Annotated in this window: 15 protein-coding genes; all 15 read left to right on the plus strand. The window is 54.4% G+C overall.

The genetic code is table 11. From position 1 onward, the window contains the following. The first annotated feature begins 34 nt into the window (after positions 1–34). The 15 genes from ACHZBS_RS25910 (at position 35) to ACHZBS_RS25980 (ending at position 19,209) form a co-directional block, all read left to right on the plus strand. The gene (locus ACHZBS_RS25910; protein ID WP_319409441.1) at positions 35–1,705 is read left to right on the plus strand and encodes an acyl-CoA mutase large subunit family protein; all 1,671 of its coding nucleotides are present in this window, start codon (positions 35–37) and stop codon (positions 1,703–1,705) included. 69 nt (positions 1,706–1,774) lie between these two features. Beyond that, entirely contained in the window at positions 1,775–2,182 is a 408-nt protein-coding gene (locus ACHZBS_RS25915) for a cobalamin-dependent protein (protein ID WP_319409442.1), read from the plus strand. 57 nt (positions 2,183–2,239) lie between these two features. Further along, positions 2,240–3,037 (plus strand): enoyl-CoA hydratase/isomerase family protein, encoded by a 798-nt coding sequence (locus tag ACHZBS_RS25920; protein WP_319409443.1) that lies wholly within the window; start codon positions 2,240–2,242, stop codon positions 3,035–3,037. 98 nt (positions 3,038–3,135) lie between these two features. Next, positions 3,136–3,900 carry an SDR family NAD(P)-dependent oxidoreductase gene (locus ACHZBS_RS25925; RefSeq protein ID WP_319409444.1) on the plus strand — a complete coding sequence of 255 codons (765 nt, stop codon included), beginning with the start codon at positions 3,136–3,138 and terminating at the stop codon, positions 3,898–3,900. 104 nt (positions 3,901–4,004) lie between these two features. Continuing rightward, positions 4,005–5,804, plus strand: a complete 1,800-nt coding sequence (locus ACHZBS_RS25930; RefSeq protein WP_319409445.1) for a CoA-transferase — start codon at positions 4,005–4,007, stop codon at positions 5,802–5,804. 154 nt (positions 5,805–5,958) lie between these two features. Continuing rightward, the gene (locus tag ACHZBS_RS25935) at positions 5,959–6,753 is read left to right on the plus strand and encodes an enoyl-CoA hydratase/isomerase family protein (protein WP_319409446.1); all 795 of its coding nucleotides are present in this window, start codon (positions 5,959–5,961) and stop codon (positions 6,751–6,753) included. Between the two features lie 23 nt (positions 6,754–6,776). Further along, a complete protein-coding gene (locus ACHZBS_RS25940; RefSeq protein ID WP_319409447.1) occupies positions 6,777–7,946 on the plus strand; it encodes an acetyl-CoA C-acetyltransferase in 1,170 nt (389 codons plus the stop codon). A 275-nt stretch (positions 7,947–8,221) separates the two neighbouring features. Continuing rightward, positions 8,222–9,094: a 3-hydroxyacyl-CoA dehydrogenase family protein gene (locus tag ACHZBS_RS25945; RefSeq protein WP_319409448.1), complete on the plus strand. Its 873-nt coding sequence runs from the start codon at positions 8,222–8,224 to the stop codon at positions 9,092–9,094. Positions 9,095–9,229: 135 nt separating this feature from the next. Beyond that, positions 9,230–9,973 carry an SDR family oxidoreductase gene (locus ACHZBS_RS25950; RefSeq protein WP_319409449.1) on the plus strand — a complete coding sequence of 248 codons (744 nt, stop codon included), beginning with the start codon at positions 9,230–9,232 and terminating at the stop codon, positions 9,971–9,973. 111 nt (positions 9,974–10,084) lie between these two features. After that, positions 10,085–11,617 (plus strand): class I adenylate-forming enzyme family protein, encoded by a 1,533-nt coding sequence (locus tag ACHZBS_RS25955; RefSeq protein WP_319409450.1) that lies wholly within the window; start codon positions 10,085–10,087, stop codon positions 11,615–11,617. Further along, a complete protein-coding gene (locus ACHZBS_RS25960) occupies positions 11,607–13,061 on the plus strand; it encodes a 4-hydroxyphenylacetate 3-hydroxylase family protein (RefSeq protein ID WP_319409451.1) in 1,455 nt (484 codons plus the stop codon). The genes ACHZBS_RS25955 and ACHZBS_RS25960 overlap by 11 nt, the downstream gene beginning before the upstream one ends. A 40-nt stretch (positions 13,062–13,101) precedes the next feature. Next, positions 13,102–14,952 (plus strand): acyl-CoA dehydrogenase, encoded by a 1,851-nt coding sequence (locus ACHZBS_RS25965; RefSeq protein WP_319409452.1) that lies wholly within the window; start codon positions 13,102–13,104, stop codon positions 14,950–14,952. A 24-nt stretch (positions 14,953–14,976) separates the two neighbouring features. After that, positions 14,977–15,828 carry a 3-hydroxyacyl-CoA dehydrogenase family protein gene (locus tag ACHZBS_RS25970; protein WP_319409453.1) on the plus strand — a complete coding sequence of 284 codons (852 nt, stop codon included), beginning with the start codon at positions 14,977–14,979 and terminating at the stop codon, positions 15,826–15,828. A gap of 150 nt (positions 15,829–15,978) precedes the next feature. Continuing rightward, positions 15,979–17,208: a thiolase family protein gene (locus ACHZBS_RS25975; RefSeq protein WP_319409454.1), complete on the plus strand. Its 1,230-nt coding sequence runs from the start codon at positions 15,979–15,981 to the stop codon at positions 17,206–17,208. Positions 17,209–17,253: 45 nt separating this feature from the next. Continuing rightward, positions 17,254–19,209, plus strand: coding sequence for an acetoacetate--CoA ligase (locus ACHZBS_RS25980; protein ID WP_319409455.1), 1,956 nt, complete (start codon positions 17,254–17,256; stop codon positions 19,207–19,209). Positions 19,210–19,247 lie beyond the last annotated feature (38 nt).

The raw sequence follows: 19,247 nt of genomic DNA on the forward strand, positions 1-19,247 counted from the left end.
GGGTTCAGGATAATTCCAACAGGAGGAAAAATACGTGAGTGAAATTAAAACATCAGAAGCGTTTCAAGCGGCCAAAGCAGCCTGGGAAAAGGCGCGACAGCGATATGTCGCCAAGATCAGAACAAAGAAAAACCTCTCCGGGATCGATATTAAAACCGTCTACACCCCGGAAGATGTTGCGGATGTCGACTTAGCAACCATGCCCGGCGTCTACCCTTACACCCGGGGACTTTATCCGGATGGATATGCACTGACACCGTGGATGCAGCAGATGGTTTTTGGATACGGGACTGTGGAAGAATCCCGAGCCAAGATGGAGAAGATGGTGGCCGAGGGTATGGAGGGTTATTTCGGGTACAAAGTCTTCAACATGGTTTTTGATATCCCCTGCATGTACGGTATCGACTCGGATCACCCCGAAGCGCGGGGCAATGTCGGCCAGTGCGGATGTGTGATGTGTTCGGTGGAAGACTTCGATGAGATCATGCGCGACTGGGATCTGAAAACGACCAATTTTTCCTGGATCACCGGTGACAATTGCCTGCCGGCGCTGGCGCTGGCTTGCGCGGCGGCAGAACGGCGCGGAGCGCCCATTAGCGATCTGCATGGCAACTCCATGAACTGGTATCCAAGAATCGCCGTTCAGGACGTCCCGTCCTGGGAGCCCCGCTGGGGATATGCCTTGATGGGCGATCTGATCAAATTCTGCACGACCAACATTCCTGCCTGGAACACGGCCAACATTTTCATGTACGGCCTCTCCGAAGCCGGCGCGACACCACTCCAGGAACTGGCTTACGGCCTATCCTGGGGAAAATCGGTGATCGATGCGGGCGTCAACGCAGGGCTGGCGCCGGACAGTTTCGTGGGGCGACTGGGTTTTCAGATCGGCATTCAGAACGATTTTTTCGAAGAGGTGGCCAAACTTCGTGCCCACCGGCGCATGTGGGCCAAGATTACCAGGGACGCCGGTTGCACCAAACCGCAATGCATGCATGCGCGGGTTCACATTCACACCAGTGGAAACGTGCTCACCGCCCAGCAACCCTTGAACAATACCGCCAGGATCACCATGCAGGTGATGGCGGCGATAATGGGCGGCGTCCAGTCGATCCATTCATGCTCATTCGATGAAGCCATCAGTATCCCGACCGAAATCTCCCACCGGACTGCCATCCGCACCCAGCAGATCATGATGTGGGAAAGCGGCCTGAGAAATGTGGCCGATCCCCTGGCTGGATCATACTACGTAGAGTGGCTGACCGACAAGATGGAAAAAGAGGCTTGGGAAATTTACAACGATCTGGAATCCAAGGGCGGGTACATGAAAGGCCTGGAGGAGGGGTGGGTGAAAAAAGCCATCGACGATACCTCCTATCAGCGCAAGCAGGCCGTTAAGGATGGGAAGTGGCCGGTGGTTGGCATGAACATGTACACCGTGGATGAGGAGGAGGAGTATAAGCAGTTCAAGGTGGATCTGACAATCGAAGAAAAAGCTGTTAAGAGGCTGAAAGCATACAAAGAAAAGAGAGGTCAGCAGGAGGTCGGCCAAGCCATCTCCGACCTGAAAACGGCCTGTGATGCATTCAAGGACGGAAAGGCGGATCTAATGCCCGCCCTGGTGGATGCCGCCCGAAAGGGTCTCACCAACGGTGAGATGATCGCACCCATGCGGGAAGCGTTTGGATGGTATGTCAGTGAATAACTCCGGCTTTCGCAAGGAGAGGGTACGCTATCGAAGTGAAAATGATTTCTTTACGATGGAGATAAAACTATGTCTGAACAACCGATAAAAGTCCTCTTGGCAAAGAAAAAAATTGATGTGCATGGTCGGGGGTCCAAATTGATTGCCCGTGAACTGCGGGATGCCGGCATGGAAGTGACCTACTTTCGATTTGGAACGGCCGAGGACATTGTCAATGCGGCGATCCAGGAAGATGTCGACGTCGTCGCCCTGAGCATCATGACCAGCGGTCATATCCTGTTGGCTCAGGATCTCATCCCCATGCTCAAAGAGAAGGGAAAGCCGGATGTGTTGCTGATTATGGGGGGAGTCATTCCCCACGGTGATTTTGAAGAGTTGAAATCACTTGGCGTCCACGAAGTGTTTCCTCCGGGACTTCCCGGGGAAACCGTAGCCGATTACATTCGTGAAAATGTCGGGAAACTGAGTTTGAATTAACGAGGAACGATGAACGCTTTACTCAGCCAATCATTTCCATCAAGGAGTGCATTCACCATGCGTTTTGAAACGATTTTATATGAGGTCAACGATGGCATCGTGACGATTACCTTTAATCGTCCCAAGGTGTTCAATGCCTATAGCGAACAAATGTCCCAGGAACTGGTGGCGGCTGTTGAAAAAATTAAGGGAGAAGACGGCGCTCGCGTTGTCATTCTCAAGGGGGCGGCGGACAACTTTTTGGCCGGAGCCGATATCACGATGCTGAATTCCTGGTCAAAGGTGGCGGATGAACAGGGCTGGGAGAAAGTCAGGGAGATCCTGGATCATCATTTCAGCCCGACCCTGCTTGAGAAGCTTCCTCAACCGGTGATCGCGGCCGTGGACGGCATGGCCTGGGGCATGGGCAGCGAAATCGCTCTGGGATGCGATTTTCGCATCTGTACCGACCGGGCTTCTTTTGCCCAGCCGGAGATCAATCTGGGGATCATCACCGGCGGCGGTGCCAGCCAGCGCCTGCCACGCATCGTCGGCAAGGCCAAGGCCATGGAAATGATTCTGACCGGGAAACCCATCAGTGCCCAGGATGCCTATCAATGGGGCCTGGTCAACCAGGTGGTGGCACCTGAGAATCTTGATTCCGCCGTCATGAAAATAGCCAAAGCGATCATGTCGAAGAGTCCGCTGATGGTTAATTGGGCCAAACAATGCGTCAACTTAGTGCTTGATCATGACCTGGAAAGTGGAATCGCCAAGGAACTGACGCAGTTCTCGAAAACATTTGCCACGCATGACTCCAAGGAGGGGACCGCTGCTTTCCTGGAGAAACGCAAGGCCAATTTCACGGGAAAATAGCACTATCAACGGTTTGATACGATGGCGTCGTCTTTTAATTATAATATCGGTAGCGTCTCGATGTCGGGATAACCGATACGGATATCAGGGAGAAGAAAATGGGATTTGATATGTTTAAACTGGATGGAAAGGTTGCCGTGATCACCGGCGGCAGCCGTGGCTTCGGTAAAGCGATCGCACTGGGCCTGGCCGAGGCGGGTGCCGACATTGTCGTTGCCAGCCGCACCCAAGCGGATCTGGATGCCGTGGCGGAAGAAATCCGCGCACTGGGACGCCAGTCGCTGGCGATCGCCTGCGACATGCTTGACAAAGCGTCCATTGAGAATTTGGCCGAAAAGACAATCGAGAAATTCGGTAAGATCGATATCCTTGTCAACAATGCCGGACAGGGGTCGACCTTGCCGTTCTTGAAATGGGAAGAGGAGCAGTGGGACCAGATCCTCAACATCAACCTGAAGGGATATTTTCTATGCACCCAGATCCTCGGCAAATACATGTTTAAAGCCAAGGCGGGCCGGGTCATCAACATCTCCTCAGCCATGGGCACTTACCCCCTGCCATTCATGGCCCCTTATGCCGCTTCCAAGGGCGGCATTAATGCCATGACCAAAAGCATCGCCCAGGAATGGGCCACCCGGGGCATCACGGTCAACGCCATCGCGCCGTCCTATTTCGATACCGATATCAACAAAGGCGCCAAGGAAGATGAATTCACCACTAAATTGATCATGTCCAAGACGCCTGTCCAGCGATGGGGAAAGGTGGAAGAACTGGTGGGCTTGGTGATCTATCTTTCATCGGATGCATCCAGCTTCATGACCGGCGCCGTAATTCCTTTGGATGGGGGATGGGCCGCAGGTTGAACGCCTTTTTGAAAACACCGTCCAAATTCAGCTAACGGTGCTTAAAAACGTCTCAAAAGGATTACATACGTGATGTGTAAGCAATGAAAGGAGAAATCAAAACCATGGGTTCAGCTGTGAAACTAACATCCAAGGTGGGAACCTTGACCGATATCGGCAGCCTGATCAATCCGGGTGATTTTGTCGCCTTCGGCGGTGGTTGGAGCTGCAACAAGCCAATGGCCGTTGTCCGGGAGATAATCCGGCAGAGAATAGACAAATTGAAGGTGATGTCCATCGTGGGCGGCTGGGAAATGGAGTGGCTGCTGGCTTCCGGTTGCGTGGACCACCTGGTGTTCAGCTTTCTGAGCCTCGAGTTCTTCGGCCTGCCGGCAAACTTTCGCCGGGTGGCCGAGAAAAAACTCATCGAACTGACCGAGATCGAGGGCTGCAGCATGATCAAGGGCCTGGAGGCTGCCCGCCTGGGCCTGCCGTTTGCCCAGTTCATGGGTCCCAAGGGCTCGGATATCGTCAAGGAAGCACCGGAGCTATATAAAACTGTTACTTGCCCCTTTACCGGAAAAGAACTGACTGCGATCCAGGCCATCGTTCCAGATGTGGCGGTGATACACGCCCAGAGAGCCGATGAACAGGGAAATGTTCAGATCTTCGGGACCTCCGCATCGGATATGGACATGGCCATGGCGGCCAGAAGAACCATCGTTACCGTCGAGGAAATCGTCAGTGGCGACGAGATCCGGAAAAATAAGACAGCGACCAAGTTATTCCGCACGGATGTTGACATGGTGATTCATTGTCCCTTTGGCGCCAGTCCCTGCAGTTCCATCCCCCACTACTCGGCCCATTTGCTGCAAATGATGCAGGACGTCGATGGCCTGAGTCCCAAAAAGGCGGCCGAATATATTCCCGCTACCATCGGCAAGAATGAAGAGGAGTATTGGTCTAATGTGGGCGGCGAGGCGGCCAGGCAAAAGTTGACCTCCCTGGCCAGGACCACCGGTCGGATCGAATGGACCGGCGACATAAAAGCCGCAAAAGCGACCGATTACGATGTGGCCGACGAAATGGTCGTCAGCCTGGCCCGAACCATCGACGATGGCGATAGCACTGTTTTGGGTTCGTTCACACCCCTGGCCTATGCCGCCTATAACCTGGCCAAAATGACCCATGCGCCCAACTCCTTTGTGGTCGGATACAGCGGCGTGGACCCCTATCCGTTCCAGATGGGGTTTCATACCTCCGAGGCGGCCTGCATCGCCAATTCCGCCGGATTGTGGTCCATGACCGAATGTATCGAAGCTCTGCATTTTAGGGGAACCGGCGATGTGGAGGCCGTCTCCAGCGCCCAGATGGACGCCAACGGCGACATCAACATCTCATGGCTGCCCATGCCCATCCGTGATCAAGACGGAAAACCCACCGGCGAGTGGAATTCGCGGGGTCTGCGGCTACCCGGTGGTGCTGGCGCGCCCGTGGTGTTCGGGCTCCACAGAAAATCAGTGGCCTATTTTCCCAACCATTCGAAAATGCTCTTCGTCCCCAAGGTGAACTATATTACCGGTACCCGCGTTTATCTCACCGATGAAGAAAGAAAGGCCCAGGGACTTAGGCCAGGTCCCATGATCGTAGTAACCAATCTGTGTGTCATGGAAATGGTGGCACGGGGCAAATGGAGGGCCCTTTCCCTGCACAAAGGGGTTACCCCCCCAAACGTTCAGGACAACACCGGGTTCCCGGTGGAAGTGGCTGATGATTGCCCGGTCACCGAAGCACCCACGCTTCAGGAACAGGAATTCATCCGCACCATCGATCCCAAGGGTATTCGCCACCTGGATTTTATCAGTGGCAAGGAACGGGCCGCCAAATTGCCGGCCATTCTCCAGGAAGAGTGGGATTCGGTCTGATGTAGGGTTCATGAAAAAGCTCTTGACGGCACTGTCGGTCGTCGCGGTATGGGCCAATACAGTTTTCTCCCACTGGCCTTGCCAAAAGAGTTCTCTCTAACCGCCCACCAACAATGGGATGAGCTGAGAAAATCTCGGGAAAGGAAAGTTACAAATGGAATATACGGTTTTCAAAGTCGAGAAAAAAGAGAATTATGCCATCATCACCTTCAACCGGCCGGACAAGTTCAACGCCGCCAATGCTGCCATTTTCACCGAACTGGCGGCGGCAGTGAAAGAGATGGATGCCGACCCGGACGTGGGGTGCATGATTCTGACCGGCCAGACCTTTATCCACCCTAAAAAGGGAACCCCGTTTCCGGTCTTTTCCGCCGGTGCCGACGTTGAGCAGTTTGCCTCGGTGGGTGAAGTCGAAGCCGGTTTCGAGTTCATCAAACTTTGTTTCGAGCCCTTCAAGGCCATCGAATATGCCGAGACGCCGATCATCGCCGCCGTTAACGGGGCCGCCTTCGGGTTCGGTTTCGAAATTTCCGGTTGCTGCGACATGGTCTTCGCCTCCAGGAGTGCCAAATTTGCCCTCAAGGAGACCAATCATGGTGCGATTCCGGCCTGGTGCATCACCCGCGGCCTGGAAAAATATGGCAAGAACGTCGCCGCCTATCTCTGCCTCTCCGCCAAGGAACTGTCGCCGGAAGAGGCCATGCGCATGGGTGTCGTGCTGGATGTTTTCGAAGACGACGAACTGCTTCCCAAGTGTGAAGAACTGGCCAGGCGCATCGCAGGAAAGAGTTATATCGCCAAGACATTCATCAAGACCACTCTGAACCGTAAAGCCTGTGAAGACTACCAGGATGCCGAGCGTTTCATGCCGACCATTTTTGCCACCAAAGTCATGAGCGGCGCGTTTGCCTCATTTCTCAAGGGCGATAACAAAAACGTGAAAAATTAAAGCAGACAACAAGGAAAATTCCAATGAAAGAGGTCGTCATCGTCTCGGCCGCACGGACGCCCATCGGAACCATGGGGGGCAGCCTGGCGCGGTTTCGTCAACGGGATCTTGCATCCATCGTCATGAAATCGGTGCTGGAACGCGCCGACGTCAGCCCGGATCTGGTTGAAGACGTTTTTTTCGGCTGCTGCAACAACGTTCAGGAAGACGTGAACGTCGCCCGGGTAGGGCTTCTGGAAGCCGGCTTGCCAGATACTATTCCAGGTATGACTATCAACCGGGTATGTCTGTCCGGTATGGAAGCCATCACGTCGGCGGTACGGAAGATCCAATGTGGAGAAAACGAGATCTGCATCGCCGGAGGTGTGGAGACCATGAGCAACGCACCGTATTACGTGAAGTGCGCCCGCTGGGGCGCCAAACTCAGGCACCAGGAACTCACCGATTCCATGTGGGAGGGTCTACATGCCGGTGGACCGGATCTCATGGGCATCACCGCCGAGAACGTGGCCGAAAAATATAATGTTACTCGGAAGGACCAGGACGAAGCCGCCCTGCGCAGCCACAACAACGTGGAGCGGGCGACCGCTGAAGGCCGCTTTAAGGATGAAATCGTTCCCGTGACCTTTAAAAAACGCGGCAAGGAAGTGGTGGTGGACAAGGATGAACATTTCCGGCCAGGCATGACCATGCAGCAGTTGGAAGCCCTGCCTCCCATGTTCAAGAAAGACGGAACCGTAACAGCCGGCAACGCCTCGGGAATCAACGATGGTGCCGCCGCGGTTCTGATCATGTCTCTGGAAAAGGCCAACGATCTCGGGCTCGCGCCCATGGCCAGGTATGTCACCAGCGGCATCGCCGGTGTGGAACCCTCCATCATGGGCATCTCTCCGGTGCCCGCCACGCGCCAAGCCCTGGAACGGGCCAGGATGGCCATCGGCGATATTCAACTGGCCGAGTTCAACGAGGCTTTTGCCGCCCAGTATGTGGCTTGTGAAAAAGAACTGAACCTGAACCGGGAGACGACCAATGTCAATGGCTCCGGTATCGGACTGGGGCATCCTGTCGGCTGTACCGGTACCCGTATCGTGGTGACCTTGATTCACGAGATGATCAAACGGGATGTGAACGTCGGCATGGCTTCGCTTTGCGGCGGCGGAGGGATAGGCATGACCACCATCTGGGAAAGATAAATCGTATCCATCCAGAAACAGCATCTTGTGATTCCCGGCGGTGTTCTCGCTTGCCTGCCATCCTCGAAATAGCGCGCTATTCCTCCGGTGGCAAAACTCGCTCGGGCCTTGCCGGGAACCAAAAGCTACCATTTCTGGAAGGACACGACAAAGGATTCATAAACCCTGTTTCCCGGATGTCTGACTGATGAAATGATTTTTTGTCATCCTGAGTCAAAACCCGTTTATCCCGGATAGACACCCGGGTTCATAATGAGAAAAGAAGGAGAAATCGAATGGCGGAGATAAAGAAAGTAGGCGTTTTAGGCGGTGGAATGATGGGTGCCGATATCGCCCTGAGTTGTGGGTTGGCCGGTTATGGTGTTCTCTTGAAAGAGATCAACATGGATTTGGCCAAGGCCGGCGTTGAACGGGCCGCAAAAAGTGCAGCCGTCTGGTCGGGAAAAGGCCGCCTGAAAGCCGATGCTGACCAGCAGAAAGATGCGATTGCCAGGATTACGCCCACCGAAACCTTTGACGGATTCGGGGACATGGATATTGTGATCGAAGCGATCTTCGAGGACTTGAAAATCAAAGGCGAAAATTACAACCAGATGGAAAAGGTTTTGAAACCCGACTGCATCATCGCTTCCAATACCTCTTCTATTCCAATCACCAAGTTGGCTGCCACCCTGCAGCGTCCCGAGCGCAAAGCTCGATTCCTGGGGCTTCATTTCTTCTCCCCGGCCGCCATCATGCCGCTGGTGGAAGTTATCAGTCACGAGGAAACCGCTGCGGACATCACCGACGCAGCCTTCGCGTTTTGCAAATCCATCGGCAAGGCCCCCATCAAGGTTGCGGACTGTGCCGGATTCGTCGTCAACCGGATTTTGGGTGCTATCAACGACGAAGCCATTCGCCTGTATGAGGAAGGGGTGGCCACACCCGCCGATATCGACCAGGCATGCAAAATGGGGTTGGGACATCCGATCGGCCCCTTTGCACTTATGGATCAGATCAGCAATGAGCTGAACCTGAAGATCTGCAGGATATTTCAGGAGAATTACGGCGAACGCTTCCGCCCGCGTCCAGCACTGGTCCGCAAAGTGGATGCCGGTCACTTCGGTCGTAAGACCGGCAAGGGCTGGTTCGATTATACAAAAAAATAAGGCGATACCAGCCAAACCATCCAAAGTGGCTGGGTTTCGAATACCCGGCGAATAACATCGGTGCTGAACGGGTCCGCTAATCATCGTAGTTAAGCATTTTAAATGCTGAATTAATAAGTATAAATAGAGTTTACAATGCAAGAAATCAAAGTCGTTTTTATTACGGGGGCATCGAGCGGGATCGGCGAAGCGACGGCAAAACGCTTGGCTATTGACGGCAATCAAATACTGCTGATCGCCAGAAGAGTTGAACGGTTAAAGTCTGTTCAGTCCGCGATAGAAGCTCAGGGCGGAAAGGTCAGCTATTACAAAGCCGATGTTACCGACGTGGGTCGGTTGGACGAGGTCGTCGCCGATGCGACTGACAAATTCGGGAGAATTGATGTTCTCGTCAACAATGCCGGCATCGCGCCACTATCCTTGGTGAAAAACAATCGGCACGATGAGGCATGCAAAATGATCGACGTAAACCTGAAAGGGATGATCAATACGGTATATGCCGTCTTGCCGGGAATGCTGAAACGAGGCAAAGGGCATATCATCAATATTTCATCCCTTTCAGCCAGGGTGGTCATCCCGTCGACAGCCGTATACAGCGCAACCAAATTCGGTGTGCGGGCTTTCAGCGAGGGATTGCGCCAGGAATTCGCAATGGATGGAACCAACATCCGGGTGACCGATATCCAGCCGGGAAGTGTGGCCACCGAATTGGGCAATTCGATAAAAGACCCTGACGTGGCAACGATATTCAAGCGGTTTGATGGCCTGCGCAGTCTCGATCCGGATGATATCGCCCGCGGCGTGGCCTATGCGATTGCTCAACCAGCGCATGTGAGCGTCAATGAGATTCTTATTAGACCGACGTTTCAGGAACTGTAGATCGGTTCGAAGTTGACCAATCTTAATAATCAACTAAAAGACGGCCCCAAAAAAAGATCTTCTGAAATCCTTTCGGTAACCGGCAGCTTGGCATTCTTGGAGCTTAGATCGATGAATCTTTATTATCCAATAGAAAAACATGGCAACGAACATCCTGGGAAAATCGCCATTGTTTCTGGAAGCGACCGGATAACTTACGCTGGACTTTCCCTGAGGGTAGCAGCGATTGCACGGATATTCACCGGTCTGGGGCTGAAAAAAGGAGATCGGATCGCACTGTTGACGCCGAACAGTCCGCAGATGCTCTTTTGCTTCTATGCGGCCATGAAATCGGGGCTGATCAATGTCAGCCTTAATACCATGTTCCAAACAGGTGAGTTGGACTACATCCTCGATGATTGTGAGCCAAAAATCCTGATTGCCCATCAGTCCTTCAAATCCCGGATCAAGTTGCTTTCCTGCGTGGCAACCGGTCGGGTCCGGGTTATCCTGCTGAGTGACGGGAGCACCGAACCAACCGGCATGGCTTCCCTGGCAGAATTAATTGACCTATATCGTGATCAATCCTGCGAAACCGAAAGCCTCGACGCCGATACCGAGGCGGTGATCGGATACACCTCCGGCACTTCCGGGTTTCCCAAGGGCGCTGTGCATAGCCATGGAAACATCCGTTATCATCTCGATGCAATCGCCAAATACCTGGGTTTCGGACCCACCGATACCTTCCTGGCGGCACTGCCTTTTTTTCAACTGCCCGCTTTTCTCATCCATGCGGGACTGGCCTTGCATGTAGGGGCAACCCTGGTAGTCATGGAAAAGTTCGAACCCCAGGCATTTCTCGACTGGATAGATAATGAGGATGTGACGTTTTTTGCTGGCGTGCCCACGATCTATCAGATGCTTTACGATGCATCTCAGGATCGCCGGTCCTTACTGCGCAAGGTTCGATTTGGTATTTGTGCGGGTGCGCCCTTGTCCATGAAATTAAGGCAGAATTTTGAGAATCAGATGGGACTAAGGATCGTTCATTGTTACGGTAGCACGGAAATTCCGTTGATCACCGCTTTTGAACGCCCGGAAGAAAAGCCGAAGGGCATTTCCGTTGGCAATGTCGCACCCCATATGCGATTGCGGCTGGTCGATATCGAAGGCAGGGGCGTTCCTACCGGTGAGGCGGGAGAAATCCAGGTGGGTTCTGAAAATACATTGAAATACTACTGGAACAACCTGGAAGCGACCGATGACGCCGTTCGGGATGGATGGTTTTCTACCGGCGATATCGGCCGGTTCGATAAAGATGCCCATCTTCACATCATCGATCGCGCCAAAGATATGATCATTCGTGGGGGGCTGAACATCTACCCGGCCGAGATCGAGCGGGTGTTGACGCAAGCTCCTGGGATTCGTGAAGCCGTCGTCGTCGGCATTCCCCATGAACGATTGGGGGAAGTTCCCAAAGCCTATGTTGTCCTCGAAGCAAACGTCCATTTGTCCGCTGAAGACGTCATAGCACTGAGCCGGGAAAAACTAGCTGCGTTCAAGGTGCTGGCGGAGGTGGAAATTGTCGATGCCGATTTCTTCCCCAGAAATGCCATGGGCAAGATTCAAAAAAACAAACTTAAGAGAGGTTGCCATGAAAATTAAAACTGGTTCCGAATATATGGAGAGCTTAAAGCAGGTCAAACCGTTGATTTATTACATGGGCAAAAAAATTGAGGATGTGACCACCCATCCGGCGACGGCGCCGCATGTGCGCGCGGCCGCCATGACCTATTCCCTCGCCGTGCAGGAGGAATACCGGGATCTGGCCACGGCCACCTCGCACCTGACCGGAAATACCATCGGCCGGTTTACCCACATTCACCAGAATGTGGAAGACCTGATCAAGAAAGTGAAGCTGCTGCGTGTGCTGGGCCAGAAAACCGGTACCTGCTTTCAGCGTTGCGTGGGTTTCGATGGCATCAACGCCACCTATTCGACGGTTTACGAGATCGACCAGAAGTATGGCACCAACTACCTGGAGCGGTTTAAAAAGTGGCTGATCCGAATCCAGGACGAGAACCTCATGGTGGTCGGTGCCATGACCGATCCCAAGGGCGATCGTTCCAAAGGTCCGGCCGAACAGGAAGATCCGGATCAATACGTGCACATTGTGGATCGCCGGGATGACGGGATCGTCATCCGCGGGGCCAAGCTGCACATGACCGGCGCGGTCAACTCCCACGAGATTCTGATCATGCCTACCACGGCCATGAACGAGGCATCCCGGGACTACGCCTTTATCTGTTCCGTGCCCATCGACGCCCCCGGCATTACGATGATTTTCGGCCGGCAGGCCAACGACAGTCGCCGCGACCTGAAGGAGACCATCGACGTGGGCAAGCCATCCTTCGGCATCGTCGGCGGGGAAGCGGTGATCGTCTTCGAGGATGTTTTCATCCCCTGGGAAAATGTCTTCATGGACGGGGAGACCGAATTTTCCGGGCTGGTGGTGCATCGCTTTGCCGCCCATCACCGCGCCAACTACGGCGCCTGCAAGACCGGTCTGATGGATGTGCTCACCGGCGCGGTCACCTACCTGGCCCAGGCCCAGGGAACCGCCAAAGGGTCACACGTTCGCGACAAGGTCACCGAGATGATTCACCTGAGCGAGACCCTCTACAGTTCGTCCATCGCCTGTTCTGTCGAGGGGGTGCCGACCCCTTCGGGCGCGTACATGGTGGACACGATGCTGGCCAACGTCTGCAAGCACAACGTGACCCGGTTTCACTTCGAGGTGGCTCGTCTGGCGGTGGACCTGGCCGGCGGGTTCATTGCCACTTTGCCCAGCGAGCACGATCTTCGCAGCGAGGACGTGGGTCACCTGGTCAAGAAGTACTTTTCCGGCGTTGCCGGCATTCCCGTTGAGGACCGGATCAAGATCGGCCGGTTGATCGAAGCCATGACCGGTGGAACGGCCATGGTGGAATCCATGCACGGCGCCGGCTCGCCCCAGGCCCAGCGCATCATGATTTTCCGGGAAGGGAATTTGAACGAGAAGATCAAACTGGCCAAGGCACTGGCGGGAATTCCGCAGAAAGAGAAATAGGCACCATGGGTCACGGATTCCGATTCTGAAAGGTTAACAGATGGCAACATTACTGGTAGATAAAAGAGACCAGCAGTTCGTGCTCGACGAGATGCTGGAAATTGATAAATTGTGCGATTATGAACGTTTCTCTGAGCAGTCCGGATTCGACATGGTGCTGACCGAAGCCCATCGGTTCGCCAAATCGGAATTTTACCCCACCGTCCAGGTGGGCGATGCAAAGGGATGCGTTTACGATCCTAAAACCCGCCGGGTGATCTTCCCTGATTGCTACAAAAAACCCTACGAGAAGTTCAGGGAGGGCGGCTGGCTGGCCATGTGCGACAGTCCGGAGGTGGGGGGCGACGGCTTTCCGCTCACCGTTGGCACGGCCGTTTCCGAAATCTTCTATGCCGCCGGCTTTTACATCTACGGTGCGGCCGAACTGAGCCATGCCGCGGCCAAAGTCATCGAAAAATACGGTACCGACGCCCAGAAGGATTTGTACATGACCCGGCTGTTTTCCGGTGAATGGATGGGGGCCATGTGCCTCACCGAGCCGGAGGCTGGCACCGATGTGGGCAAGATCGAGACCGCAGCCAGGGAAAATAGCGACGGAACCTACCACATTGCCGGCACCAAAATCTTTATCACCGCCGGTGAGCAGGACATGACCGACAACATCATTCACATGGTGCTGGCCCGGGTCGAAAGCGACCCGTCCGGCACCAAGGGTTTGTCGCTGTTTATCGTTCCCAAGATCCTCACGGACGAGAAGGGGAAATTGGGCCAACCCAACGACGTGGTCTGCATGGGTATCGAACACAAAATGGGGCTTCACGGACTGGCCACCTGCACCATGGCCTACGGAGACAGCGGAGGTTGCACCGGTTTTCTGTTGGGACAACGGGGCAAGGGCATTGTGGAGATGTTTAACATGATGAACGAACAGCGGTTGCTGGTTGGCCTGCAGGGGTTGTCCTACTCGTCAGCAGCCTTTTTGCACGCCGTGGACTATGCCAGTACCCGCAAGCAGGGCGTGTCGGTCTATCCAGACAGGCGTGATAAGGATAGTTCGGTAGCCATTATCGAGCATCCGGAAATTAAACGCATGCTGTTGACCATGAAATCCCGCGTGGAAGGTGGCAGGGCCTTGGCCTATTTCACCAGCATGTGCATCGACTATTCCACCGTGACCCAAGGAGAGGAGAGCGCCCGTTGGCATGGCCTGGTGGAGCTTTTAATTCCGATTGTCAAAGCCTACCTGACCAACAATGCCTGGGAGGATACGGGGATGGCTATACAGTGCGCCGGTGGTTACGGCTACTGTTCGGATTACCCGTTTGAACGGCTCGCCCGGGACTGCAAGGTCACCACCATTTATGAAGGGGCCAATGGTATCCAGGCCATCGACCTGGTGTTCCGCAAAATTATCGCCAACCGGAAGGTTAATTTAAACAATCTCATGGCACGGATGGATGAGACCATCAGAGCTGCTGAGGCCATGGAGGAATTAAAACCCCATGCGGCCTCGGTAAAAGCCGCCAAACAAGATTTGGTAGGGATCGTCGAACATTTTGACAGGTGGGCGGCCGACGGTAAGCACGTCGACATTTACGCGAAGGCCAGTCCGTTTCTGGAAGCCATGGGTGATGTGGTTCTGGCCTGGCTGCACTTGTGGCAGTTAACCGTAGCCCAACCCAAACTTGCGGCGGCTCTCGGGGGTGTGCCCAAGGCGGATTCGCTAAAGGCACTGGCCATGAAAAAGGCCGATGCCTTCTATTTCGGTAAGGTTTCCAGTGCCCGGTTTTTTATCGACACCCTTCTGAAAACAACCCGTGGGAAACTTGAAGAACTTACATCGCTGGCCGATCCGGTGGTGGAGATGTTCGACAAAGCGTTTACCGGCTAAAGATAACCTCTAAGGAGCGTAAAAATGAAAATCCAAAGCATTGCAGTGATCGGTTCTGGAATCATGGGCCACGGCATCGCCCTGGTGGCGGCCACCAAAGGTATCCCGGCCCAGCTCAACGATATTTCGGAAGAATTTCTGGCCAACGCCAAGGCCAAAATCGACAAGTCTCTGGACGGGGGCATTAAAAGAGGTAAGATCACTGCCGATGACAAGGCGGCAATCCTTGGGCGCATCACTTTTGAGACCGATATTGCCAATGCCGTTAAAGAGGTCGACCTAGTGGTCGAGGCGGTCCCCGAAAATATCGAATTGAAGCACAGCATATTTAAAAAACTGGATGAATTGACCCACCCCACAGCTATTTTGGCTTCCAACACTTCACAGTACAGCATTACCGAAATCGCCAGTGTGGTTACCGATCCTTCCCGGGTCATCGGGATGCACTGGTTCAACCCCCCGGTGGTCATGAAACTGATCGAGATCGTCCGCGGACTAAACACGTCTGATGAAGTGGTCGAAACGATCCGCTCCTTTGCCGCCGATGTGGGCAAGGAGATTGTAGTTTGCAAAGACTCCACGGGTTTTATCAGCACCCGGGTCCTGCTGGCGTTAAGGCTCGAGTGTTATCGGCTGCTGGAAGAAGGTGTCGCCACGATTGAAGACATCGATAAGACCTTGAAACTGGCTTTCGGGCATCCCATGGGGCAGTTTGAATTGGCCGATTTTTCGGGTCTGGATATTGAACCGCCCTCCTGCGAATCCCTGACAAAAGTGTTCGGCGACCGTTTCCGAGCACCTCAAAATATTTTGCAGCGTGTGAAAGCCGGGCGATTGGGAATAAAGACCGGAAAAGGCTGGTATGATTACGACTGAAAGAACATTTATACTCTTTAAAGCAACTTAAATATCCTACCCCAACACCAACGAGTTGGTTGGTCGTTGAGGATCCAAGGCTTCCAGGGTTCACGGGGGGAGAGCGAAAAGTAAGGAAATTCAAACAAATCCTATGGGAGACGATTGAAAATGAGCAATTCAAACGATCTGGTAATTGTCAGCGCCGCCCGAACCCCCTTCAGTCGGTTCGGCGGCGCATTAAAAGCGATACACAGCTCAAAACTCGGAACCGTTGTCATCAAAGAGGTGTTGTCGCGCACAGGCATCGCCGGTGACGCGATCGATGAGCTTTACTACGGCATGTGCATCCAGTCCGAAGCCGCGCTGTTATACAACGTTATTGGACGGCAGGCGCTGATTCACGCCGGTCTGTCGCCGGACACCCTCTCCCTGACTATCGACCGGGCCTGCTGCTCGTCGCTCACCGCCGTCCACCTGGGACGCAAATCCATCCTGCTCGACGAGGTCAAAATCTGCATGGCGGTGGGGGCCGATAATATGAGCAACACACCGGTAGTACTCAATGGCCATCGCTGGGGAACTCGGCTGGACAAACCGACCATGGTGGATCATTTGAATCCGATCATGTATGTGGGCTTCAACTCCATTGCCGCCGATGCCGGCGAGGTGGCCTTGGCGCACGGGGTGTCCCGGGAAATGCAGGACACGTGGGCCTACAACTCCCAGATGAAGTACCAAGCGGCCAAACAAGCGGGAAAATACAAAATCGGAGAAGAGTTGACCCCGGTGGTCATTCCACAGCGAAAAGGGGACCCGTTGAGCTTCGAGGAGGATGAGTTCCCCAAACCGAACACGACAAAAGAAAAACTGGCCACATTGGGCACCGTTTATGACAGCCCCACGGTGACAGCCGGTAACGCCCCCGGTCTTGACGCCGGTGCATCTGCGATGATCATTATGAAACGGTCAACCGCTGAAGAAATCGGCCTCCAGCCACTGGGAATTATCTTGTCCGTTGGAAGCGTCGCCCGATCGCCGCACCTGATGGCGGAAGTTCCTGCCTATGCCATCCAGCAGGCCCTCAATCGTGCCTCACTCTCTATCGATAATATGGATCTGGTCGAAATTAATGAGGCCTTTGCTGCCGTTCCTTTGGTCTCAACCAAACTGCTGGCTAACGGAGATGTGGCCAAATGGGAAGCCATCAAAGCCAAAACCAATCCCAATGGAGGGGCTATTGCTATCGGCCATCCGGTCGGGGCCAGCGGGGCAAGAGTGTTGATGACTGCCATGTATGAACTCCGCCGCAGAGGTGGGGGCATAGGGGCTGTCGGGATCTGCGGCGGGCTGGCCCAAGGGGATGCGGCTATCATCAAAGTTGATGATTCCTGTGCATGAATAAGGTGGCAAGACAGGCTAATGAAGAGGAACGGAGAAAAACCCATGGGCAAACCATTGTGGCAGCCATCCAGGGAACGTATCGGGCGTACCAATATGCACCGGTTCATGCAGCACGTTAACCGGCGCCATGACAAAGATTTCAACACCTATGACGATCTTTACCGCTGGTCGGTAGAAGAAATACCCGTTTTCTGGGAAACCGTTTGGAATTTTTCCGGGGTCATCGCCAGCAAGCCCTTCGATGCGGTAGTGGACGACGTTACCAAATTGCCGGGGGCCAAATGGTTTGCAGGGGCGCGGCTCAACTTTGCCGAAAACCTGTTGCGTTTCCGGGACGATCGCATCGCGCTGAGTTTCAAGGGCGAAAACAAATCCCATACCGTCAACCTTACCTATGCCGAACTCTACGATCGGGTGGCACGCATGGCCCGATCACTCAGGCAGATGGGCATCCAGCCCGGCGATCGGATCGCGGGTTTCATGCCCAATATGATCGAAACGGTCATCGGGATGCTGGCCACGAGCAGTCTCGGTGCCGTATGGTCCTCGTGTTCACCAGACTTCGGCATCAAGGGGGTGCTGGATCGATTCGGCCAGATTCAGCCCCGCGTGCTGATGACCGCCAACGGGTACAGTTACAACGGCAAAGCTGTCGATTGTCTGGCACGCATCACCGATGTTGTCAGTCAAATCCCGAGCATCGAACGGGTGATCGTGGTGCCATACACCGATGCTCACCCCGATATCAGCGGCGTTCCTCATGCGATTCAGTTCGATGATTTTCTCTCGCCGGAAACGGGTTTGGATATCGATTTTGTCCAGCTTCCCGCCGATCATCCGCTCTATATCATGTACTCCTCGGGAACGACCGGTGTCCCCAAATGCATTGTCCACGGGATCGGCGGCACGCTGATTCAGCATCTCAAGGAGCTGGTGCTGCATACCGACCTGAACCGCGATGACACGATCTTCTATTTTACTACCTGCGGCTGGATGATGTGGAATTGGCTGGTCAGTTCGCTGGCCGTCGGTGCTCGGGTGCTGCTGTTCGACGGATCGCCGTTCTATCCCGGCCCCGAAGCCCTCTGGCAGCTGGCCGAAAAAGAAGGGGTATCGATATTCGGTACCAGCGCCAAGTACTTGGCAGCTGTGGAAAAGGCCGGCCTCAAACCGAGCGAAACGTTCGATCTTGACCAGTTAAAAGCGGTGCTTTCCACCGGCTCGCCCCTGTCAGTGGAGAGTTTCGAATACGTCTACCGCGATATCAAGGCAGATCTGTGCCTCTCTTCGATATCCGGTGGTACCGATATCATCTCCTGTTTTGCGCTGGGCAACCCCATGGGGCCGGTCTATCCCGGCGAACTGCAATGCCGGGGGCTGGGAATGAATGTGGTGGCCTTCAACGATGCCGGCCAACCCGTGTCCGGCGAGAAGGGCGAACTGGTCTGCCTGGCGGCAGCACCTTCCATGCCGATCAATTTCTGGAACGATCCGGACGGGGCCAAATACACCAGCGCTTATTTCGAATTGCATCCGGGGGTCTGGAGCCACGGGGACTACATCGAGATTACCGGCAATGGCGGCGTGATCATCTACGGCCGCTCCGACGCGACCCTCAATCCAGGTGGCGTGCGCATCGGCACGGCGGAGATCTACCGTCAGGTGGAGACCATTCCCCACGTGCTCGATAGCATCGTGGTCGGTCAGGACTGGGACGACGATGTGCGCGTGATCCTGTTCGTCAAGTTGATGGATGGGGTTGAGCTCGATGCGGCCCTGGAGAAATGCATTCGCGACACCATTCGGCAGAATGCGACGCCCCGCCACGTACCCGCCCGGATCATTGCCATCCCCGACATTCCCTATACGATCAGCGGCAAGAAGGTGGAACTCGCGGTACGCAAGGTGATCCAGGAACAACCGGTGAAGAACAAGGATGCCCTGGCCAATCCCGGAGCATTGGACTACTACCGTGACCTTGCGGCACTGAAGGTGTGATGACTGAAGGATGAAGACGATCGACCCTATAGGAGAAC

It is taken from the genome of uncultured Desulfosarcina sp., from assembly GCF_963664155.2.
Classification (GTDB): Bacteria; Desulfobacterota; Desulfobacteria; order Desulfobacterales; family Desulfosarcinaceae; genus Desulfosarcina.